Annotated in this window: 14 protein-coding genes; 6 read left to right on the top strand and 8 right to left on the bottom strand. The window is 43.4% G+C overall.

The features are described 5' to 3' along the window. Positions 1–91 precede the first annotated feature (91 nt). From ACVBIL_RS18945 to ACVBIL_RS18935, 3 genes are all read right to left on the bottom strand, one after another. Positions 92–949: a phospholipase A gene (locus tag ACVBIL_RS18945; protein WP_447168495.1), complete on the bottom strand. Its 858-nt coding sequence runs from the start codon at positions 947–949 to the stop codon at positions 92–94. Between the two features lie 364 nt (positions 950–1,313). Then, positions 1,314–3,308, bottom strand: a complete 1,995-nt coding sequence (uvrB, locus tag ACVBIL_RS18940) for an excinuclease ABC subunit UvrB (RefSeq protein WP_447168494.1) — start codon at positions 3,306–3,308, stop codon at positions 1,314–1,316. A 248-nt stretch (positions 3,309–3,556) separates the two neighbouring features. Then, the gene (locus ACVBIL_RS18935; RefSeq protein WP_447168493.1) at positions 3,557–6,700 is read right to left on the bottom strand and encodes a UvrD-helicase domain-containing protein; all 3,144 of its coding nucleotides are present in this window, start codon (positions 6,698–6,700) and stop codon (positions 3,557–3,559) included. 364 nt (positions 6,701–7,064) lie between these two features. Between ACVBIL_RS18935 and ACVBIL_RS18930 the strand changes: the two genes are divergently transcribed. After that, positions 7,065–7,406 (top strand): hypothetical protein, encoded by a 342-nt coding sequence (locus ACVBIL_RS18930; protein WP_447168492.1) that lies wholly within the window; start codon positions 7,065–7,067, stop codon positions 7,404–7,406. A gap of 143 nt (positions 7,407–7,549) precedes the next feature. Here ACVBIL_RS18930 and ftsZ read toward each other — a convergent pair whose 3' ends face one another. Both ftsZ and ACVBIL_RS18920 read right to left on the bottom strand, forming a co-directional pair. After that, the gene (gene ftsZ, locus ACVBIL_RS18925) at positions 7,550–8,740 is read right to left on the bottom strand and encodes a cell division protein FtsZ (RefSeq protein WP_447168491.1); all 1,191 of its coding nucleotides are present in this window, start codon (positions 8,738–8,740) and stop codon (positions 7,550–7,552) included. 44 nt (positions 8,741–8,784) lie between these two features. Beyond that, positions 8,785–9,813 carry a helix-turn-helix transcriptional regulator gene (locus ACVBIL_RS18920; RefSeq protein WP_447168490.1) on the bottom strand — a complete coding sequence of 343 codons (1,029 nt, stop codon included), beginning with the start codon at positions 9,811–9,813 and terminating at the stop codon, positions 8,785–8,787. A gap of 328 nt (positions 9,814–10,141) precedes the next feature. On the opposite strand from ACVBIL_RS18920, the gene ACVBIL_RS18915 reads away from it, so the two are divergent. After that, complete coding sequence (locus ACVBIL_RS18915; RefSeq protein ID WP_447168489.1) at positions 10,142–11,224, top strand: AI-2E family transporter; 1,083 nt, start codon at positions 10,142–10,144, stop codon at positions 11,222–11,224. 166 nt (positions 11,225–11,390) lie between these two features. Here the strand turns inward: ACVBIL_RS18915 and ACVBIL_RS18910 are convergent, their stop codons facing one another. Next, the gene (locus ACVBIL_RS18910; RefSeq protein ID WP_447168488.1) at positions 11,391–11,873 is read right to left on the bottom strand and encodes a DUF1090 family protein; all 483 of its coding nucleotides are present in this window, start codon (positions 11,871–11,873) and stop codon (positions 11,391–11,393) included. Positions 11,874–12,398: 525 nt separating this feature from the next. Here ACVBIL_RS18910 and ACVBIL_RS18905 point away from each other — a divergent pair. Further along, on the top strand, positions 12,399–13,904 hold the full coding sequence (locus ACVBIL_RS18905; protein WP_447168487.1) for a glutathione synthase: 1,506 nt from the start codon (positions 12,399–12,401) through the stop codon (positions 13,902–13,904). A gap of 322 nt (positions 13,905–14,226) precedes the next feature. On the opposite strand, the gene ACVBIL_RS18900 is transcribed toward ACVBIL_RS18905, so the two are convergent. Next, positions 14,227–16,668, bottom strand: a complete 2,442-nt coding sequence (locus ACVBIL_RS18900) for a hypothetical protein (RefSeq protein WP_447168486.1) — start codon at positions 16,666–16,668, stop codon at positions 14,227–14,229. Beyond that, the gene (locus ACVBIL_RS18895; protein WP_447168485.1) at positions 16,668–17,297 is read right to left on the bottom strand and encodes a hypothetical protein; all 630 of its coding nucleotides are present in this window, start codon (positions 17,295–17,297) and stop codon (positions 16,668–16,670) included. Before ACVBIL_RS18895 ends, ACVBIL_RS18900 begins: the two co-directional genes overlap by 1 nt. 251 nt (positions 17,298–17,548) lie before the next feature. Between ACVBIL_RS18895 and ACVBIL_RS18890 the strand changes: the two genes are divergently transcribed. The 3 genes from ACVBIL_RS18890 to ACVBIL_RS18880 all read left to right on the top strand — a co-directional run bounded on the left by ACVBIL_RS18890 (position 17,549) and on the right by ACVBIL_RS18880 (position 23,614). Further along, positions 17,549–20,755: a ligand-binding sensor domain-containing protein gene (locus ACVBIL_RS18890; protein WP_447168484.1), complete on the top strand. Its 3,207-nt coding sequence runs from the start codon at positions 17,549–17,551 to the stop codon at positions 20,753–20,755. Further along, positions 20,748–21,422, top strand: coding sequence for a response regulator (locus ACVBIL_RS18885; RefSeq protein ID WP_447168483.1), 675 nt, complete (start codon positions 20,748–20,750; stop codon positions 21,420–21,422). The genes ACVBIL_RS18890 and ACVBIL_RS18885 overlap by 8 nt, the downstream gene beginning before the upstream one ends. A 371-nt stretch (positions 21,423–21,793) precedes the next feature. Next, a complete protein-coding gene (locus ACVBIL_RS18880; protein ID WP_447168482.1) occupies positions 21,794–23,614 on the top strand; it encodes a S8 family serine peptidase in 1,821 nt (606 codons plus the stop codon). Positions 23,615–23,980 lie beyond the last annotated feature (366 nt).

The following is a 23,980-nucleotide window of genomic DNA, read 5'->3' as shown; positions in this document are numbered from 1 at the left end:
TAACTGCAATCAACGCCTTGCTTAAAGCGCATTAAATTCCCACTGAACCCTGCATCTTCAGGTGGCTTGGGTATATATAGTTATTATGTAGTTAAAGCGCGATACCAATACCGATGGCGTTATCAAAATGATTGTAATCAGAGATGGTCATTCCATAGCCACTTTGCAGCTTCAAATAGCCCTTTATGCCCTTGTATAATGGAAATCGCCAACTTAACTCTTCATACCCATTAGAAAAACCACTTTCAATAAGGTTTCGCAGCGTTAAACTCACTTGATGCTCACCCATGTACCAGTCAGCTTTGACCGAACCATAACCCATATAGTCTTCAATATCAGGATTGTAATCAGTATTAGAAAAGTCCGTTCTTAGCCAAGGTTTGATACTGACTTCAAGATCACTAAATGCCAGTGAAAACTCCAAATAAACTCGATTCCAGCTCCGTTCGTAAACGCCACCTTTACCATTCGATTGGTGTTCAAAGCCTACGCTAGTGCTTTGCCAAGTGTCAGTTTCGTCAGAGTGTTGCCAAAACCAAAATACTTGTGGTTGATATTGAGAATCGCGAAAGTAGGCCGACTTATCATAAGCCTGCCAGTTAGAGACTTGGCTGTAAGCGATATAAAGACCGTCATTATCGGTAAACAAATTGTTTGCAATGCCATATTTTAGACTGAACTGAAACTGGACATTCGTTTCACTTATATTCTCATCATTCGGATTTTGCGGAGCGTAGTAAGCTTGATTTGCAGCTTGGGTTTGGTAAACAGGCAAGACGAAATTATTATCAAAAGTCGTCAGTTTATAGAGGTCTTGTTGCGGCTTTAGCCCAGCAACACCGGTGATCTCGTTACTGATGGTGACCCGCTCTTTTGCCTGGAGTGAACCTGCGGCCACTAAGGCTGCTAGCAAAATGACATTGGTTGTAATATTGGTTTTATGCTTCAAGTTATTTATCTCCCTATTAAATAACAGCGAACTTCATCAACAATTTCACTACATCATTTGCCAAATATCCGCCTCAATGTCCTAATATATTGGATTTATTTTTATTTTCCACCTTTCATCGCTATTTTGTGATTTATGAAAGCAGAGATTTAGCTGCAGCTCTCTAATGATGCTATTTAATGTAGCAAATTCTATGAAATATGGTTTTGTAAAAGGTAAAACTGCGCTTTCTGTCAACAAGCACGACTATGCGGCCCTAGTTTGTAAGCATAGCTTGAACATACAAACGGGCCCCTCAGCCTCAATGCAGATAAGTTAAGTCCAAACCAGATTAATAAACAAAAAACGATAAACCACGCGGGTATTACATAAAGATAAACTGGCGATAGAGGGTTATTAATTGTTCTCTGATCTGTTTGGCTTCATCTTCGCCGCCCTCATCAACTAACAGCAATAACGCCTTCTCTTTAGCAGTGATCTGCTGACACAGCGCAGATAAATTTTCACAAAACTTCGCCCGGTCCATTGCGCCGGCAACTAGATGTGTTTGGCTATCAGAATCGAGTTTGCGCTTAGATGAGCTAGGTACAATCCCATTAGCCATATTGTAGATAACTTGATGAGCACGCCGCTCTGATGAGTCATCTAGTGCCTTTTGCATCGCCGTCGTCATTTTATCTGCATATAAAATAGCTTTACCGTTCTCATTACGCGCAGCTCGACCAATAATTTGAATAAGCGCCTGCTCCGAGCGTAAAAAACCCGCATGATCGGCATCAAGCACGGCTACCAGCGATGCTTCGGGAATATCTAAGCCCTCACGCAACAAGTTTATCCCGATCAAAACATCATAAACACCCGCGCGAAGCGCGTTAATTATCTCGACTCTGTCATGAGTTTTAATATCAGAATGTAAGTAGCTGGCACGGATCCCCTTTGAAGCAATAAAGTCATTTAACGACTCTGCGCTCTTTTTGGTTAACGTCGTTACTAATGTACGTTCGTTACGGGCGACCCTGAGCTCAATCTCCTTGACCAGATCGTCAAGAGTATTGTGTAACGGGCGTATTTCAATTTCAGGATCTAATAGCCCTGTCGGACGAATTATTTGCTTATAAACATGCTCTTTTGATTTTGATAGCTCATAGCTACCCGGCGTCGCAGAAACAAAAATCGTCTGAGGCTTAATGTGCTCGAACTCCTCGAAACTCAGTGGGCGATTATTTCTCGCAGAAGGAAGACGAAACCCAAAATCGATTAGGGTATTTTTCCGGCTCTGATCACTCTTATACATCGCCGATATTTGCGGGATCATCACATGTGACTCGTCGATAAACAGTAAGCCATCTTTGGGGAGGTAGTCGAACAAGGTGGTTGGCGGCAGCTTTGGGTCGCGTTGATTAAGAGAAGATGCATAGTTTTCAATGCCAGGACAATAGCCTTGTAAACGGAGTAATTCGAGATCTGATACCGTTCGCTCATATAACCTCGCTGCTTCCGTAAGCCGATTTTCACTATTGAGCAAACTGACCTGATGTTCCATTTCCTCCATTATCTGCTCGCAAGCCAAGTCTACTTGCTCTAACGATACTGAATACAGGGTTTTAGGCGACACTAAATAGCCATCAACGTCTTGCAGTTTTTCACCACTAATGGCATCAATCCAGTAAAGTTTACTGACCTGGCTCGCTTCAATTTCGACTGTAAGCGCCTTGTGTTCAGAGTCAGCGGGAAAAATATCGATGGCTCCGGCACGAACTAAAAACGTCGCCCGCTTAATGGTTCGATTACAACGAGTATATTGCAGCCGTTCTAAACGTTTTATTAAGTCGTCAGTCTCAATCTCTTGCCCAGGAAAGAACTTAACCTGCAGCGAGCGATAAGCTTGTGGATCGCCAAGGCCGTATATCGATGATACCGAGGCGACGACAATCACATCTCGACGTTCAATCAGGGCCTTGGTAGTCGATAAGCGTAAACGCTCCAAATGTTCGTTAATCGCAGAGTCTTTACGAATAAATCGGTCACTACCGGGTAGGTACACTTCAGGCTGATAGTAATCGTAATACGACACAAAAAACTCAACCGCATTCTCAGGGAAAAAATGCTTCATTTCACTATAGAGCTGCGCCGCTAACGTCTTGTTATGGGCGAGAATAATTGTCGGGCGCTTAAGTCTGTGGATAATGTTGGCCACGGTGAAGGTTTTACCAGAGCCGGTTACGCCTTTTAATGTTTGATGGGTCGCACCATTTTCGATTCCATCAATTAAACGGGCAATGGCTTCAGGTTGATCACCCGACGGCGGATAGCTTGAATGTAAGATAAACTTACCTTTGGAAAGTAAAGCATTGGACATAAGAGAGCCCTTAATAAAGTCTGAGTGCCCAGCATTAGAACCCGCTAAGCAACAGCTTGAGATAACGAATAAGTATCAAGCTTAGTCGATATATTGGCCACTTTCTCACTCCATTTGAGTCTCACATTACCCAAATTACTTAGTTATTATCCATACAATAAGGATAGGCCGCACGCAGCTGCGTCCTTATCCCAAGTGTTGAACAAGCCCGATTGATACCCTTATATAGTAAATAGCGGCGCGAGAGTTCACGCGGGTTTAACGTTCGGTTTCGGTAGCTTACTGCCTACGCTCTTTGCTACATTATTTTCTACACGCTTTACTAACCCCTTTGGGTTCTTTACTACATCATCTGCCGCATTGCAGGTGTACTGGCAGCTGTGTTTATTCCCTCTTTTATGGTTACTACAGGCTAAGAATAACTTACCACTTTGACTGTTTGTACGTAGTAACAACTTGCCAGATATACATTCAGGACAGACTTGCAACTGATGATCGCAGCTTGCTGAGCCACAAACATGGTGAGTGTCATTTCTCAGCATTGGGCCACTACTGCACACCGAGCATACTTCAATCTTAGTATCACAATAATCTTGACCTAAAGAGCAAACATAAAATAAACCAAAGCGCCCTTCTCTTGGAATAAGCTTGCCCTCAGCACACTGCGGGCAACATAAGGCATCGTTATACAGAGGGGCTAAGTCACTTAAGTAGCAACGCACGTCATCGCCAAATGTCCGTAGTTCTTTAACAAATACCGACTCTTTGCCGAGCTCTGCTTGAACAAACACCGTCTGCTTAGCCCGTGATAACGCGACATAAAACAAACGTCGCTCCTCAGTGTCGGCGTAGTTATCAAGTGTTGGCAGTAAGACTTCTAAGATAGGGTCATTAGCAATCTTGCACGGGAAACCATACTTATCATCATTCACATCTAGCACAATAACAAAGTCAGCCTGCTTACCTTTAGAAGCGTGGGCTGATAAGGCTGAAATCGACAACTCTGGATAACGTTTCTGCCATATGCTGACCTCTTTTAATGAGCTTTTAAATCGGCTAATCACCATCACGCTTACCGCTTTATTGTTGCTATTGCTTGTGCTATTGCTTGGGCTATCGCTTTTGCTATGGCTATGGCTATGGCTAGACTTTAGATCTTGGGCATGATGCTCACCAGCCGCACAACGAGTCGCATCGACAATACTTGTAAAAGCCTGTTCTAACGCTTTCTCTTTACGATTAATCACTAAACAGACTTCAGGGTTATCACTCTTGCTATGGGTCGAGAGTTGCTTCTTTAACTGCGCAGGGTTTGCCTGAATAAATCGTGATGCCACTTTTTCAATCTGGTTATTAAATCTAAAGGTCTTATCTAAGGTGACAATTTGAGTGGCGCCAAAGGTGCGTTCAAACTCTGTGGTTAAATTAAGATCGCTGCCGGTAAAACGGTAAATCGCTTGCCAGTCATCGCCAACACAAAACAGTGCACAACCAGGACTTGCATCCCTTAACGCCTTAACCAAGTTGGCACGCTCAAGCGAAATATCTTGAAACTCATCAACCATGATGTACTTGTATCTGAAACGTTCTGCCGTTTTTTGATGAAAATCTTTCGAGCGAGTGAGCCTAAGCGCCTGTGAGATCATATCGGAAAAATCTAGACTATCTTGCTCTCCAAGGTGAGCTTGATAACGTGTAATCACCCAGCTAAAAAGATGGATAAAGGCTTTCCATCTCAGTTGGTTATACCTAGGTGTTTTTTTAGTCACGGCTTTGGGCTGTCTCGCGAACTCAGCGCTTGGGCACGTCATCGATTCAAGCTTAGATAAACTCATGCCCGATGATTTAAATAAACTCACAAAGCTTGCCATAAGTCGGCTAACGTTACGGTAAACCCCTAATGCTTTGACTTGAGTGAATACCGCCTCAGGCGAGATAGGCTTAAACACCTCACTTTGGCTAAGCCCGAGCTGATCACAGCGCTCACACAAAAGTGCTTCTAAGCTTTTTTCTAGTTCCCCAATATCTGCCTGCCAACTGAAAGTCTGCAACAAGCAAGTACCATGGCGTTGATGCAGGGCAATCTTCCATTCTCGGCTGGCGTTATAAACTTTCGCGTCAATATCAGCGCGAGTCCGACCTTGCTTATCAATACCAAAGTGCTCTAAATACGCATCGAGCACCGGAATATAAAAGTCGGGTTGATAAACACCTTTGCCCGGCTCGGTAACGGCCTCACAATACCTTGGTTCATACTCAAATTTAATGCCGTGGCTATAAAGATAATTACAGAGGGTAAGCTCTTGAAAGCTTTTAACCAGATCACCCGACAGTGCTCTGATTTCATTATTTTTAAGATAAGCTCTATATTGTCCGTCAGACTTGAACGCTAACTCATTCACTTGCGGGTATAGGTAACGACCAAAATAGTCAGCTACAGGATCGGCCATTTGGGGATCGGCAACAATCGCATCAATTTGCAGTTCAATAAATTGAGTAAACTGTTTTTCATCGCTGGCAAGCACAGACACCTGCGTCGAGCGATTTAAGTAATACTGAATAATCTCTTTGCCTAACGCATGAAAAGTGCTGACTTTTACCGCCTCAAGCCCCACGGTCCCTGCAATACGTTGCTCAAGCTCCACTCGAGCATCTTTACCGTAGGCAAGCATTAAGATCTCTTCGGGTTTAGCCAAGCCTTGAGCCACAAGGTAAGCCGCCTTTGCTGCCATAGTACTGGTTTTTCCCGTTCCCGCCCCCGCAATCACCAAGGTGTTGTTTTCATCAATCACACAAGCTTGGCGCTGTAACGTCGTTAACGGATGCGCTTCGAGCGAGTCAAACAATCCTTTATGACTCTCAAGTTGCTTAGTCTGCCACCATTGATTGTATTTTGCGGTAAAGGTGTCTGGTTGCTTAATAAATTTAGCCAAGCGGCAGTTAAGCTTGTTGCTGGCAAAACCAAGCTTAGAAAAAGAGTCACTAAGCTTAAATCCCTGCAGTGAACCTTGATATTGCTGCTGCAACTGGTTTTTATCAGAATCACGCAGATAGCGTTGATGTTGACCAAAGGCGTTATCAAACGCTGCAATCTCCAGCAGCAAATTATCAAAGCTGAGCTTAAGTGCGCTGCGGCAAAATTGCAGTCGATTTTTTAGCGCCAATCTAAACAAGGGTTTGCTATTAACAAAGTGGAAAAAGCTAAAGCGTTTGTCTCCCCACACCAATGTTTGGGTAAACCAGCCTAGCCTGACGTCTACTGTTTTATCCATCTCAGGGTACGGATAAAGCTTGCCGTTAATGGTTAAACCTTGCTCACACAGATGCGCGCTATTACAGAAAAACAATCCCTGTAATAACCCAAACTGAACAGAATGCCGCCTAAGCTCCATTTACTACCTCAAAACCACAAAATACCGCGGCATATTATCAAGTAATGCCCAGCGCAAATAGTGATAATTCCCCTATCAGCATAAAAATATCGACAGCAATGAGCGAATAAATTGTCCATAAAATCAGCAAGCTAAATGGCTCAGGTACTTTTAGTTTTTTTTACATATAAAAACTGCGTTACAAGCGTGATAAACCACACAAAAACGAATCGAAACCCGCATATTAAGTGCAGCATCACATATATCACTATTACTGCATGATAGCCTCAATAACACTCATAGCAGCCCACAAATAATAGAAATGCTATGAAATAGCATCTAGATAACTGATCTAATAATGGAATGATAAAAAGGGTTTATCGTAATGAAAAAAGTACTAATTGCAGGTCTTCTAAGTTGTTTATTCGCAGGTACTGCTAGCGCAGAAAACCTAGATCAAGAGACTGCACTAGGCATGGCAAGTCTAATGATTTGTACCACATTTTACGCCGAGCATGATATGCAAATTGAAGGCTCTATTGTTGGCCAATCTATGATGTCGCATAAAAATTCGGGTATTGAAGAGATGGTCATGTCTAAAGAAACTAGCCAAGCACTAGATGCTTACATGGCAAGGTTTCAAAGTGCTAATAAAACACAGCAAGTCGTATTATGTGACGACGCCATTAAATTCGCTCGCGAAAGTGACTTTGTAAAAGTAGACTAACTTATAGTCATTGGCTTTAAACACTGGTTTAACGCTTAAAAGAATCAACAATATTGATAACCCCGCTAGGGGTTATCTTGTTTCAAGCCGTGGCCGGGCTAATGATGTGGGTAGGCTTGGTAAGCGACTTATTACACCGCAAATTACCTTTTGTTCAGCTTTCTGTTTCGGGTGTAGGTCGGAATATCAAATTCCGAATCGTGCTCATTATGGCCCGTTTCTAGCGACTTCTCTTTTAAAAAATCATGCAAATTCAATAGCTCTGCCGAGTTAAAGCGATCTTTATGACTCAAAGGGACTAGCGTATCAGGCTCTGTAATATTTGCAGCATCTAATGGCAAGCTATCAATTGAGCCCTGCACAACGCCTTTTGCTTCACCCTGCATCCCTGTCGCAATCACCATCAACTCAAGCTCGCAATCAAGCTCTGGCACGATTGTCAGCCCAATAATCACCAATGCAGTGGGATCCAGCTGCTGTTGCAAGGTTTCACCAATAGTATTGTATTGATTAAGTTCAATATTCTCGGTCGCCATAACACTGACAATGGCACCTTTTGCAAATTTCAGATCTATCTCTTCAAGTAGTGGGTTTTTAAGCGCCTTATTAATAGTGAGCTGCAGATCTTCACCAGACATTTGCTTAGCCACGCCCATCGCGGCGCGACCTTGATGGCTAATCACTTCGATAAAATCATTGAGATCGATATTGATCAAACCCGATTGACTAATCGTGGTGGTGAGCCCCTGTAATACATCTTGCAAAATGCGATTACTTTCATAAAAAGCGTTAGTAATGCTCACTTTTTTATCAAGGGTTTGTATTAATTTATCGTTAGGCAACACGATGACGGCATTGGCATATTGCATCAACTGATCCACGCCCGTTTTAGCAAGCAGTCCTCGTTGATGCCCTTCAAAACTAAAAGGCGTGGTCACGACCGCCACCAAGGGTTTATTGAGCTCTGTGGCAACTGAGGCCATAAACGGAATCGCCCCAGTACCCGTGCCCCCGCCCATGCCTCCAGTAATAAAAATAATGTCAGCCAGCTCAATATGCTCCCTTAGCTGCGCTTGTGACTCCTGCGCCGCTTCATGGCCCCTTTCAGGCCTAGCACCTGCGCCTAAGCCTTTAGTCGCCTCAAGGCCTATCTGCAACCGCGTACTGCAGTCAGATATTGCCAAAGATTGTGCATCAGTATTCACCGCAATCAGTTGTACATTGTCATTTAAAGCTGACTGACTAAGTTGATTGATGGTATTACAGCCACAGCCTCCCACGCCGAACACGGCAATTCGTGGTGTTTGCTTGGTTTGAGTCAGCATATCAAACATAAGTAAATATCCTTGGTGTTATCCTTTCTATCGTACCAAGAAGATTAACTTACGGCTGCGACAGACTCCGTCGTAGCGTTTTGATATCGCATGTTTACTTTATTAATTAAACGGGTGAAGTGAGCTCGAAGTTTAGGTGGAGATATCACCTCAACACTGTCGGCCATTCCCCATAAAAACTCGCGTAATTTTGGCGTATCATCCACGCTGGCACTAAGTCGGTAATAGCCATTTTCTACGCGCTCAATACATTGATCATCACTCAAACGCGCATTGCGTTGAATAAGGTTTGCAGACGGCGTGAGAAGCAGCTCAATGTTAATCGGCGCGGCTTTAGTTACCTCTGCTGTAAGCCCAATATCAAAATCATCACGAGTAATCGATGTGCTATCGAGTAAACGAATATTGCGCATCAAATTAATGGGTTTAGCGTAACGCGTTGCATGAGAGGTACCCAGGGTAAAGGCCAGCATAATAACGCCACCTGAGATTTTAATCCCTTCGGGGTTGATTGGACGGTAATCAATCCAATAGCTTTTCCCCTTGATAAAACGCTGAATTTCACAGGCTATTTGGCGCTTACTCAAGAGTGCATCTTGCATTATTTCAAGCGCCTTTGGGTCGTGTTCTTCATACGTTATAGGCAAAGGCTCGGGTAACTGGGCGACTCGACAAGCCCAATAGAGCCATGGATTATCGGGATCATCCCCCAACACCTGGTCCGCACGCTCAAAATAGGGCGTCAGCTGCTTTACACTTTGCGGCGGTAACAATTGCTTAGCGCTATGCTTTAACGTATGAAACGCCAATGCCATATGCTGATCCATCAAGGTTAAATTAAGACCACGCCAACAGGCAGCAATAGACCAGCCAAAGGGCTTACACCTATCATCCATCTCTAAACCAAACAGCCCCATGTCGTACATCGCTTTTAGCTCTCGCTGCACCGTTCTTAAGCCTACGTCATAGTCGCGATCGTTAAGTTTATCAGTCAGAGCAATGGCCGAGATCCGTCTTGGTTGGCGGGGTATTTGCTCAAGCATCGCAAGTTGGCGCTGAATATTGGTTTGCATCAAATGTTCTCTCAATTTACAGAGTGATTAGCATAATACACAGCTGCGACAGTTATTGACGCAGGGGTAAGATTTTATATCTATATCATTAAAAGTCATCCATAAACTCGATGAAAAGCACAATCAGTAGAGCCTAGGTGGGCTTAGTTATTGCTGCCATAGTGACTGCGACAAAGAGTGTCATCGTCACTTGCTAAAAAACTGACTTCTGCAATGATTAAGACAAACAGAAGCCATTGTTAGCGTTGACTAAATGCTGCTGTAGCCCATAATCACTAGTTAACCCTACTGCAAAGCCTTACCTTGCTTTTATTTTGGAGCTTTTTTCATGAGTAGCCTTAAACTCAAACCGCACCACCTAGCATTACTATTTGCGTTAGCGATTGCCTTCTATGTTTGCTATTTACTGGTCGAGCCATATTTAGGCGCCATCGTGCTGGGGTTTATTGTCTCGATATTATTTCTCCCTCTTCACGCACGCATTCAGCAACGTATGCCTAACCGTCCCAATCTGGCTTCAGTGTTTTCATGTACATTAGTCACAGTGATGGTATTGCTGCCGTTACTGTTTGTGGCAATGGCGATAATGAACGAGGGCATTAATTTTATGAGTAATGCCTATCAGTGGCTGACTGAAGGGGGAGCCAAAAGCTTTCTTTCTCACCCCTCTATTCAGGGCGCGTTGGCCTTATTAAATAAGTGGCTGCCATTTGACACCGTTAAAATTGATGAGCTCGTGCAACAAGCAGCAGGAAAAGTCACCCAACTAAGCAGTACCTTGTTAAGTGCCAGTACCGGCATAGTCGGCGATATAGCGGATACCGTTTTAGACTTTGGCTTGATGTTATTTGTATTATTTTTCTTTTTGCGAGATCAAGAGAAAATCATCAAAAATACCCGCCGCATCATTCCATTATCTCGTTCGCAAGAAGAACTAATCTTCAATGAAGTCGGTGTGGTCGCTAAGTCAGCCGTGTTAGGTGCATTTCTTACTGCGTTAGCCCAGGGCGCGTTAGGCGGCATCGCAATGGCATTAGCCGGATTCTCGGGGTTATTTTGGGGCACCATGATGGCATTTGCGTCCTTTATTCCGTTTGTGGGCACCGCGATGATCTGGCTGCCAGCCTCAATTTATTTATTCATCACCGGTGACTGGCAATGGGCGCTATTTTTGATTGTTTGGGGTGTGGTGGTGATTGGCTCAATTGATAACTTTCTCAGACCCTGGCTTATGCAAGGTAATACAGGGATGAGCACCCTACTGCTATTTTTCTCACTGCTCGGTGGTTTACAGCTGTTTGGTCTAATAGGCTTAGTCTATGGCCCAATCATCTTTGCGGTAACCTTAGTGTTAGCCCGCTTATATGAGATTGAGTTTAAGGACTTTATCGATCAGCAAGATAAAGAGTAAATCGACAAGTCTAGTTGTAGGTTATTGGTCTGGTGGTCTGGTTCTTAATATTTTTGAGGCTAACTTTGACAAACCTTCGCAATAACAATATGCCCCTTAACGCTAAGGGGCATATTGTTAACTTTTACACATGCATTGCCAAGGGCGGCAAACAATCGGGCTTAAGCTAGTTCATTTTTGCTAATTCTTGCTTTAACAGGGTTAACTTATAATTCTCTGCTAGGACTTTTTGCGCATACTTATAAGATAGGTCGAGCTTATTTGCCGCTTTTGCTGCTTTTAATTCATCCTGATAGCTTTCAAGTTGCAATTGCACTGCTGCAATTTCTGTTTGTAAATCACTCTTAAGGGCTTTATCAGTACAATTCGTTTTAACGAGCTCAAGCGAAGACTGCAACTGAGCCACCATTTTGTCGTAACCTTTAGCTTTTGCATTCACAATTAAGGCTTCAATCTTACAACTTCTCTCAGCACAACCGACCAAATTAGCACAGTTCTCAGCAGGGGCTGCTTGAGCAGAGGCAAGACCAAAGGTTAGTACGCTACAACTCATTGTAAAACCTAAAAATAAACGTGATGTTTTGTTTTTCATAAAAATTTCCCTAGTACGATATCGACAACTTGGTTTGTAATAAAAAAAATTACTCATACTGTTTTATAGACACTGCATTACCAAACGTCCATTTAGTAGTGAAAACTTCTTGTTAAACAGCACTAAAAACTTGGGCCAAGACTTAAAAATAACAGCAGGTTTGCAGTCACGTATAGATGAATACGCTACGATTAGCACAAATCTCCGCGTAAAATAAATTTACGCTCTCTATCAAAAGTATCAAGCTCTATTAGCCTTTTTTCTCTTTTGTTTGTTATTTTTATTTCCATACTTACCGAAGCATCGCTTGACAATATTTGCCAAAAAAACTTATATTTCGACATAAACAGAAATAAATACAAAAGGATTATTTATAAAGCTTGTGTATAAAGCCTGAGTCACAAGCTTATGCACAGATTCTATTTTATAGTTTATAGATTTAGTGCTTGTGGGTGCGCATTTGAATCTGATCACAGCAATTGAAAACACAAATCGAGGCTTTACGTGCCAAAGTTAATACACATAAGTATGCCTAAATTTGACGTACTAACGGCTAAAGTCTTAAATTTTACGGTGGGTATCATGATTGACAACATAACCAAGCAAGCTTCACAAGATGCTATTGAATGGGCGATAACCCATGGCATGGTAATTAAAACTACGCCTTATTCATCGTCACACACCGCATTTAGCTTAACGCCAACCGCAATTAGCCAAGCACGCTATAACAATTTAAAAGCATCGGTAAATCTTCTTGGAAAATTGGTTCATTTAGCATCTGAAGATCCGCAGTTTTTACAACAAGCGATCTCACCTATTACCCCCGGCGATCCTTTCTTTAAGGCACTGCTAGAGATGCATCAAGATATTCATCAATCGCCAGATAATGCGCGGCGCTTGCCATTGTTAATCATGCGCAGCGACTTTATGGACGACGCAGCTTTGGGGCCGAAACTCATTGAGTTTAATGGTATCGCAGCAGGTATGGGGCCGTTTGGTCAGCGTGTGCATCAACTGCACAAATATTTACAGCAACAGTCACCAGAAGGCTATTTACAGTGGTCAAGCAAGCATAATGGCAAGCTTGTCGATAACCCAGCGATAGAAAGACTATCTCAAGGGATCGCTAACGCCACCTTTCAGATCAAACAAGAATTTGCAGCGATAGACGTGACGTTGGGCTTTGAAAATCGCCCACCAGTCTTTCTTATGGTGGTACAGCCTGACGAGGACAACGTGTTCGACCAACATTTACTAGAGCACGCGTTGCAAGCAAAAGGCATTAGAACCGTTAGAAGAACCTTCCGTGAACTGCACGGTACACTTTCGTCCGCCGCCGGCCATCGACTGTTCTTAGATGACGTCGGCGCGGTAGATACCGTTTACCTGCGCGCGGGCTATCAATATTGTGATTATCATGCCAACGACATCATCAGCCGCGTATGCTGCGAAGCATTAATGCAAACCCGTATTTTTATCGAAAAGCACCGAGTCGCCGTTAATGCAACGGTAAGCCAGCAGCTCGCCACCAGCAAACGAGTCCAGATGTTACTCTCTTCAATGCAGGCTGAAGCCCTCAGCCAATTTGGATTAAGTATCGATGAAGCCCATACCGTTAAAGACTTACTCGGTGAGATGGTGCCAGTCACTAAAACCTCCGCAGACTTTATAAAACAAAGGCCAACGGATGAATGGGTGCTTAAAAACCAAGGTGAAGGCGGTGGCCACTGTATCTTTGGCGAAGATATCCAGCCAAAACTCATGCAGCTTAAACCGACTGAGTATCAAGCCTGGTCACTCATGCGAAGGTTGCACCCAACGCCAAGGCCTACAACGGCGTTAACCGTTCGCAAAGGCGAGTTACATAAAGTCGATGATCTAATCAGCGAAATCGGCATGTTCACCGTACATATCAACGGCGAAGCCGCAATTGATGTTAAACAGATAAACACTCATGGCTTAAATGAGCAACAGACAGTTAAAAAGGCCTACGCGGGTTATTTAATAAGAAGTAAATCGGCCAGCACCACAGAAGGCGGCGTACACAGTGGTATGGGGGTATTGGATTCGCTGGTGTTTAGTGACTGAGTTTTAGTGACTGATTTTTAGTGACTAGCTTTTAGTATCTAGCTTTTAGGCCGTCGTATCTGCTCAACTTAGCGTTCAAGCTTACAGATTGAGTATTGTGGCAGCACTGGCAACACTAATGTGTAAGGGAGAGCTCTGTGGGCAAAAGAGGCTTAATCAATCCTAATGACATTAGATGTAGTCGTTCAGAACTGAATATACTGGTTTGCTTGTTTGTTTTAAATTCGCTTGTTTTAAAGCCCTAAATGCTAGCGTTTAGGGCTGAGCATTTAATTTAAGCCACTCAAACAGGTTTGAGTGGCTAGTAAATTAAATCATGTCGTTAATTAATATGTTCACATCGACCAAATTCAGCGCCAGACTTAACTTTATTAATTAGCCCTTTAGGGAAACCCGTTTTTACCGATTTCCCATTTTCACAAACATAAACATGATCCATGTTCACATGGTAAGACATATCCACACCCGCAATGCCACCTACCATTTCAGAACCAGAACCACTAATTGACAATGGATTGTTCATATCAGCATTTTCAGCCTCCATGACTCCCTGTTTACCGAAAAACTCGGTTAAAGGCATCCAACCAATGCTGTCGATATAGATAGCACCAACAAATCCAACCCAAAAATCACCCGCTCGAGCAATGATCACGCTACCATCATCATTCATATCGAACGGTGATGCGGGAACGCCGCCAAATGTACTTTGAACCCATTCAGGACTCTCTAGTACACACAAGTCTTGGCCCCACCATAAAAATGGAATATCTTCACACCACGTCAGGCCACCGATATCAGTAAATGCGGCATCACCTTTCTTAGTATGATCCCAAAGTAAGGTGTTTCCTTGCTCAGTTGCTAAGGCGATTGTTTTACCATCATAAGAAGCGGCATGGGATTCAATCGCCCCCACCTCATCATAAAGGTTAATCATTTTTCCTTCTTTAACCCAAGCTACAGCTTCCCAACCATCGGCAGAGCCCAGCACAACCTCTCCATTACCTGATATAGAGTGTGCTCTTACCCAGCTATAGTAATCCCAGTTAACGTCACGAGTATCTAGTTCATGCATACCGGCTTTTGGCGTCCAAATAAATGGCACCAGTTCACCTTTACCATATTCAGTACAATAACCGTTGTTATTGACATCTTTATAGGCTAAACCCACCACGGTATTACCCGCATCATCGATATCCCAAGCAGATGCCGCTTGCGTGCCTTCCATACCTGAGCCACCACATGCATTACCGGTTAAATCACCTAAAGACATAGCACCATTTGCGCTAGTCCAAATTGCTGGAGCGCTAACGCCATTACCATCTAAGTCAGAGTTAACTAATAACTTCTTACCGTTACGGTTCATCTTGCCACTACTTGCCGAGATGTAATCAGGCAGAATGTTAAACCCTTTATTCTCATCCCATGTAAAGCCGATACCATTAATAACACCCATAGAAGAACGACCATTTTTAGCCAGATCCGTTAGATATGCATTCACAATAGGTCTAAATTCGATACCATCACTGTAGCCATTAAAGGTTAAGTCGGCTTGTTTAGTCTTACCCGCTTCAGCAACAATTGCAGTAACGTCACAAGCACTGTCGCTTGCGGGGTTACTCCCCTCTGCTTCATTCCAATATTCTGCAACTGAAACTAAAGGAGTTTGACGAGTTGGATAGCCCCCTTGGTAGATCTCTTCTGTATATAAAACATAACTTTGCCCAGGTGTGAGACCATTGATTTTAAATGAACCATCAGGCCCGATCTTACCCTGTGTTAAATTACCAGATTGAGCAGATACAGCATCAAAAAGCGGATCATTCACATTACGTGCAATGATGTTAATCCCACTATATTCTGTTTGACCGTCTTTTAATCTTAGCGTCCCCTCAATAGAGCCAAACTGACTCATATATTCAGCAGTTGGGTACAAGTTAGATATCGACACACGGTCATCAAGTACATTCACTGTACTTTGGCTCACACCTCCCGCACCATCGTGACGAATAAACGGGAACATAGTTTCGATAATATCAGGATTAGCTGGGTTCCCCCCCCACTCAGCCGGATATTCATAATCATGAATGGCCTCAACATCACAACCCGCAACACCCGGATACAATGGAGCACCAGGCCAGCTTAAATAACCCAACTGTCCGTTTGTTTGGGAGTGAGACAAGTTAAGTGCATGTCCAAATTCGTGGGTAAATACCCCCGCTACTTGATCGCCATTAGTATCTTGCACATAAACATTCCAGCCATTAAGCACTGCAGTGGCTTCTCTGATAGTACCGTCTTCGTCAGCCAGTTCCGGAAAGGCAATGCCGAGCACAGCAGATTTAGGCACACCAAAAAAGTCTTCTAAAATACTGCCATCCGTATCATATAAGACATAAAAACCATATCCGTTTTCAACAGTATAAATTTCTGCGGCGTTTGCGCCTGTCACATCTGCAATACCAACTTGCTCTTCAATCGTGCCCGCAATGTTGGCCTCAAAAGTTGATGTTTCAACATTGTTCCACTGATCAAAAGCAAATTGGGTGATTTCATTTGCACGTTCAATTGACAAGAAAACACTAGCATCATAATCAAAGGTAAACGCGGCGCCGCCATCAACATAAACCGGAATAGAACCTGCTGATGTGTCCCATTTATAGGGCTGAGGATTTGCATCATCTGTGGTTACGAGTGGACCAGCTGCCATAACAGAGCCAGAGGCGAAAAACATGGCGATTGCCAGTGTAGATTTAGATAATTTCATTATTTCATCTTCCCATTGTCAATCCACTGCTGTGAAACGGCGCGCCCAACAAGGCTCATAAAGAAAGCTGCACTGACCGTCTTAGGCGTGGTCATCATATTTTGTTCTGCTTGAGTCAATAACCCAGGAGCAAACTCCACATTGGTAAAGATCCCCTCGTTATTAAATTCGTTTAACACATTGCCGTTGACCAGATTAAACTTGCCATGAGCCATGCCCGCAGTGGTACGTAAACCCGTTTGCTTTGCAGGTTTGTACATAAAGGCAATGATTGACTCACCTTCATTCCAACGCGGAAACCCTTCAGGTGTTATTGAAAGCATCTGCTTACCATTTGCCATTACACGAGGCTTTAATAAGCCAAATTGACGAAACGTATAAGTTGAGTTTTTAGCATGCTGCCCCTTTGCCGCACTACCGATCTTGATACTGACTTCGGTATAAGGGATCCCCTTGTCAGTTAAACCGTCGGTGACCTTTTCTACTTGCCCTGAAATGATGCTTTCGGAGGAATTAATGAGTTGTGTAAGATTTTGAGTTTTTAATTTTGCCGCTTGTGCCATGGGTACTAACAGGACTAAAGCTGTTAATAACGCACTAATACTGGCAATGTTTTTCTTGATTTTCATACACCTTCCTTATTCGTTATTTGTGAGTAGTTATCCGTTATTTTTGAGTGGATTGACTACAAGTTAATAACCGTACCTGAAAAGTATTAAGTGAAATATCGGGGAAACCCTGATATTTCTCAAACGCGCCCGTTTGTTACTAAAAAGTTAAAAAGGCTTACTTGTAAGTATTGTGTATTACTGTTTTTCCTTTTAGTATCGATTAAATTGCCATTCTATTTCTGTATGCCAGATAACTGGAGAGATCTAATTTGTATCTAAGTGGGAGCAAAGTTTGGTCAAAATTAAAATATTTACTTTGCCTATTTCTAATCAGCGCTATCGCGCTATTTGCCCAGACAACACATGCATTATCGAATTTACAAAGTAGTCGGATCGGGCTAAATAGCGGATTAGAAGAAGATATTATTTTAGCATTGCTCATCGATCATCAAGATTTTATGTGGGTGGGTACTAAGAATGGATTATTTGTCTACGATGGCTACCAAGTACAAAAGCACATCCCAGTTCCAAGTGCCCCTAATAGCATTAGTGCGTTAGATATTCGCAGCATATATCAAAGTAGTGATCATACGATCTGGGTATCAAGCAATAGTGGTGGATTGAATAAATATTCAGCCAAAGATAATGCGTTTACTCACTACCGCCATCAATCAGATAAACCCAATAGTATTAGTAATGACAGTGTATATGATGTTGTTGAAGGGCCAGACGGCCACTTGTGGATAGCAACTCAGATAGGCTTAAACAGGTTAAATAACAGCACCGGAGAGATAACGCGTTTCTATCATGATGCAAATGATCCCGCGTCTTTACCTAATGATTATGTTTACCGGCTGTTCGTAGATAGTAACAAGCGCTTGTGGCTTGGCACCATAGGGGCTGGGCTGGCCTATTGGGACAGTGCCACGCAAAAATTTGTCCAAGTCGCATTACCAAAAGGCAGCCATGACGACATTTTTGCGATTACCGAAGATTCAGAGCAAAATCTCTGGCTCGGTAGCCGCAATGGCTTGCTTAAAATGGGGCCACAGCGCAATAACGTCAAGCAGGTATATTTGACGCCCTCAGCGAAACAGCAACCATTAATTATAGAGCTTCATTTAACCCAAAGAAATACCCTCGCAATAGGCACCAGTGGGTTCGGCCTTATGGTGTTAGATCTCGCTAATGATAAGCTACTTAGCGATAATGAAAGGCCACACGCAGCTAAAGGCACCATCACCAGCATAGTTGAAAATACTCAAGGCACTCTTTTTGTTGGCACATGGGGCGCCGGACTACAGCGTTTAAACCCAGAAGTCCCCTATGTGTCATTAATCACGAAAGCCAATAATACAACCCTCCCAGCGATTCGAAATGTCAGCGCCCTTTTCACAGATCAAATTAATCATAAAACTTGGATCGGCACATTAGGCACGGGACTCCATTGGTTAGATCACAATTCGGGCCAGGTTTTAAAGGTCGAGTCCTCTCTTCCACAGCATTTCATCGAAGGAGTCCACAGCATCACGCAGTTGGGCAGTGGCCAGATTTATGTGGGCACATCACACGGCTTGTGGCATTTATCAGCACAAGGAAAAACCTTAGCCTTCTTTAAACACGACCCGAGCAACCCCAACTCCATCGGCAAAGGGTATGTAAGAGTCATTGAACCTGCATTAGATGGTAACTTATGGATTGGCCTAGGTGGTACAGGGCTACATCTGTTTAATCAAAATACCGAAAAATTCACCGTCTATCAGCATGATAGCGCTAATAAAGAGTCAATTAGTGGAGATTACATTACCTCTCTGCTCGTCGATGGTGAAGATATCTGGGTTGGAACCCGCTCTAACGGCTTAAATAGATGCCAGACACGTCAATGGCGCTGCCAGCAGTTCAAACCAAACTCCAATCTTGAGCAGCCACTCAGCCATTTTTATGTCACCGACCTCGAGCGCGACACTAAGCAACAGATTTGGGTAGGAACTGACGGCGGCGGATTAAGCAAAATTTTATTTGATAAGCAAAATAAGGTGACAGGGTTCCAAAACGTGACAGAACACCTTGGAGCTGCGGGGCAAAGCATTATCTCTATTACACCTGAGCTTGATGGCAATTTATGGTTAACAACAAAAAAAGGTATTTCGTTTTTTAACCCATCACAACTTACAGCCTTTAACTTAGGCGACGCTCAACTATTTTCAGTCGGTAGCTTTTCACAACACGCCAGTAGTCAAAGCCTGAATCATAGTTACTTTGGCGCCGTCAATGGGGTGATTAGTATTGAACGTAACCGAGCGATATCTCCAGCGCCCCCCGCCCCTATTAGATTTACAAAAATTGAACATGGTTCTTTGCACTTACCCCTGATGAATATGGCGATAGCGAGCGATCTTGAGCTATCGCTTCCGTGGGGCGAAGTACTCACCTTAGAGTTTTCATTATTAGATTTTTCCGAGAAAAGTCATGACTATCAATATCGCTTAACCCCATCAAGTCCATGGCAGCCTTTAAGCAATAGAAAACACATGACATTTTTTAAAATGGAGCCTGGTATTCACCCGATAGAAGTCAGAGGAAAAGGAAATAATGGCAGATGGACTGTTCCCGCTAAGCTGAATGTACAAATCGTCCCGCCTTGGTGGATGAAAACTTGGGTAAGAATCGCATTTATCACCTTTATTGTATTGCTGTTTATTGCGTTCCATAAAACGCGTCTTGCACGCTGGAAGAAGCACACCGCTCGACTACAGGCACTGCAAGAGCAAAAGCAGATAGCCCTCGATGAGGTAAAAACTCGTGAGCAACAACTTAGCACCGCCTATCAGGGGCTTCGAAGCCTAGCGACCCAAATACAAAATGCCAAAGAAGAGGAACGAAAATCCATTTCTAGAGAATTGCATGATCAATTTGGGCAAACGTTAACAGCAACTAAAATTAATCTTCAGCTCTATAAGAAGTTTGACTATCAAGAGCAAGACCGCATCGATTCCGCAATTGAGATTACTCATACGATGATCCAACAAATGCGCTCTATATCCTTCAACTTACGTCCAGCACTCTTGGACGATGAGGGACTCGTTGCTGGCGTAAAGTTACAGCTAGAAAAGATGTCAGCGCTAATCGCCAATCCCATTAAGCTGACCGTTAGCAATAATTTTCCTATGGTTAATCAAGGGATCACCATTAACGTATTTAGGATCATCCAAGAATCAGTCAACAACGCCATTCGCCATGCTGACGCCAACCAAATCATTGTCGGCCTTAGCTACCAAAGCCAAGAGTTACTCATCGAAATAAAGGACGACGGCAAAGGATTTGACGTCGATAAAGTTAAACAAAATACCTTTAGTGGTATCCATCTTGGGCTACTCGGTATGGAAGAGCGAGTACATTCGTTATCAGGAAAATTAATACTTCACTCAAGCATCAGTAATGGTTCAATAATTAAGGTGGTGATCCCTAATGTCTGAAAAAATTACAATTATACTCGTCGACGACCACATACTAGTCCGAGCAGGGATCCGAAGCTTATTAGAGTCCATCCCTAATATCGAAGTTATTCAAGAGTCAGGCGATGGCATAGAAGCCTTGTCGTTACAGCGAATACACCAACCAACACTGTTAATTTTAGATATCTCTTTACCTGGATTAAATGGGCTCGAGGTTGCACGCTCTGTCACAAAGATGAAGACCAAGACAAAAATCTTAATGCTGTCGATGCACAGTGACGTTGAATACGTTGCAAAAGCACTCTCCATAGGCAGCCACGGTTACCTAATGAAAGAATCCGCAGTTGAAGAGCTAGAAACCGCTATTTTCACACTCATTAACGACAAACAATATGTAGGCAAAAATATTGATCTAGAGATGGTCAATAAACTTAAAGGCGATAGCAACCAAGAGACCCATTTAATAAAACTGCTGACTAGCCGTCAGAGGCAAATCTTGCAACAAATTGCCGAGGGGCACTCTACAAGAGCAATAGCCCAGCGTATGAACGTGAGCATTAAGACAGTTGAAACCCATCGCGCCCATGTTATGTCTCGCCTTAATATATTTGATATTGCCGGACTCGTGCACTTTGCCCTTCGCGCTAAACTCATTTGCCTCAATGAGGCACCTCAAGGCTTAATATAACGGGCTTAATATAACTGGCTTATATAGCAGGCTTACACAGCTGATTAAGCCAGCAGTCAAACCAAGGTAATTTACCCACCTTATCAATTGGTTGAGCCAATGATTTGAGCCAATAATTCGAGTCAGCCACTTGGCTCGTTACAGCGATCGTTTTTATACCCAATAAAAATAACACGTGATACCAACCAATACCCGCCGCGAAAAACCTAACGACATAAATATCAGGGATTCCCCGATAGTTTAGCCCGCTAAAGTTAGCTAGTTTGATTCAATGGCAGTCGCTTTATTACACATGCCCAGTTTTTTGAAACTTATCAGCAATATTCAAATAGACATATTTAATAAGAATCATAAATAAATGGAGTATATTAATGAGAAAAACAACTAAAACCCTAATCGCCTTAAGCATAGGGTTGTCTTTTGCAGCTCAAGCTGCAGATCAACGCTATATCATCCAAGTTGATGAGGGCCACAAGGGATTAGTCAAAGCCTTAGCGAAAAAAGTGGGTGGCGAGCTAAAAGTAGACGGCAACGGCTTTATCGCAGCAACGTTTGCAGGAAAAGACCTCAGCACAGTCAAAGGCCTACTCAATAATCCACACATCACGCTAGTAGAAGAAGATCAACGTCGCGTGCCACTGGCGTTATATAACGATGACATTGGCGATCCTTCAGTCACCCAGCTAACACCTTATGCCGTTTATCAATCACAAGCCGACCAGCTCACATTAAACCCCAGTGCCGGTACAAAAGTGTGTGTGATTGACTCAGGACTCGATCGCTCAAATGCTGATTTTGAATGGTCATCAATTACCGGTGACAATGATACAGGCACCGGAAACTGGGATGAAAATGGCGGCCCTCATGGTACCCATGTAGCAGGTACCATTGGCGCAGCAGACAACGGTTTTGGTGTGGTAGGCATGGCACCGGGTGTCGAAATGCATATTATTAAAGTCTTTAATGCCGAAGGTTGGGGCTACTCGTCAGACTTAGCACATGCAGCTAATCTATGTAGCGCAGCCGGCGCAAATATCATCAGCATGAGTCTAGGTGGTGGCGGTGCCAATAGTACCGAAGAAAATGCCTTTAAATCCTTTAGCTCTGACGGTGGTCTAGTGGTAGCGGCAGCAGGTAACGACGGCAATAATGTACGAAGCTACCCAGCGGGCTACACCTCAGTGATGATGGTAGGCGCAAATGATGCAGACAATAATATTGCCGCATTTTCACAGTTTCCAGCGTGTTCAACCTTTTCAACTGGGCGCGGCAAGAAAAATAAAACCGTGATTATCGACGGCACTTGTGTAGAGATCACCGCTGGTGGTGTCAGTACTCTATCGACATATCCTCAAGGCATGGCGACCAGTGCAAGCCTTGAAGCCGACGGACAATCCATCGCCTCATCGGCTATGGAAAACGCTGGCGAAGTGACTGCCGAGCCATATTTCATGGGTACAGCCGAAGCAATCGACGCAAATGCCAATGGCAAAGTTTGTCTAATCGACCGAGGCACTATCTCTTTTCACGACAAGGTTAAAAACTGTGAAGCCTCTGGAGGCTTAGGTGCCGTCATCGTTAATAATGTGGATGGTATGCTATATGGGACACTGGGTGATGCCAATATCACCGAAATTCCAGCCGTGGGTACCACACTCGCCGATCGCGGCGCCTTACATGCGGCAACGCAGATGACGGTAAAAATTGCCGCCAGTGATTATGGATTCATGAGCGGCACCTCAATGGCGACGCCGGCAATTTCAGGCATGGCAGCACTTTTATGGTCAAACCATAGTGGCTGTACAGGTAACGATATCCGTGAGGCACTAAAAGCCTCTGCATTTGATGCCGGACAATCCGGCCGCGATGATTACTTTGGTTATGGTATTGCAAAAGTGGCCGACGCCAGCGCTTACTTAGACAGTCTGGGCTGTAATACTACTGCGCCATTAGAAGATATCGAGCTCAGCGCGACAACATCATTCTCTAAGGGAAAAGATAGAGTGACCTTAACATGGTCTGGCTCGATCGCCGGACGAGTCGATGTTTATCGCAACGGCCTTATCCAAACCACAACCAGTAATGACGGTACCCACGTAGACACATTAAGAAATGCCTACGGCATGTACACTTACAGTGTATGTGATGCAGGTACAAACCATTGCTCTAGTAATGTGAGTGTCACGTTTTAATTTATTTGATTGAACTTGCTAGCCACAAACAATCAATAGAAATAGCCAAAAAAGCCGCATTAGCGGCTTTTTTATTGCGAGATTTTTATCTTCGCTCTCTTCTATAAAGCACAGCGCTTCGTGGTGAGATTTGCTATTTAGCAGAAGTCACATCCCACCATATTTTTTGCGCTAATGTGATAACTGAAGGACATGATAACCAAGGGAGCTTACTCGTTTTTGGACAGAAATGCCCTAGAGCAAGGAGTCTAAAGCTGGGTCGTAGGATTAGGGAAAGTATGCTAATAAAAAAGTTTACTCTGACCCTGACGAATCCCCACAAAAAGATAAACAGAAATAATGAGATAGGCAAAAATATGAGGAACA

This window comes from Shewanella sp. 125m-7 (genome assembly GCF_052977045.1).
Note: the sequence above shows the minus strand (reverse complement) of the source record. Positions and strands in the feature narration are given on the sequence as shown.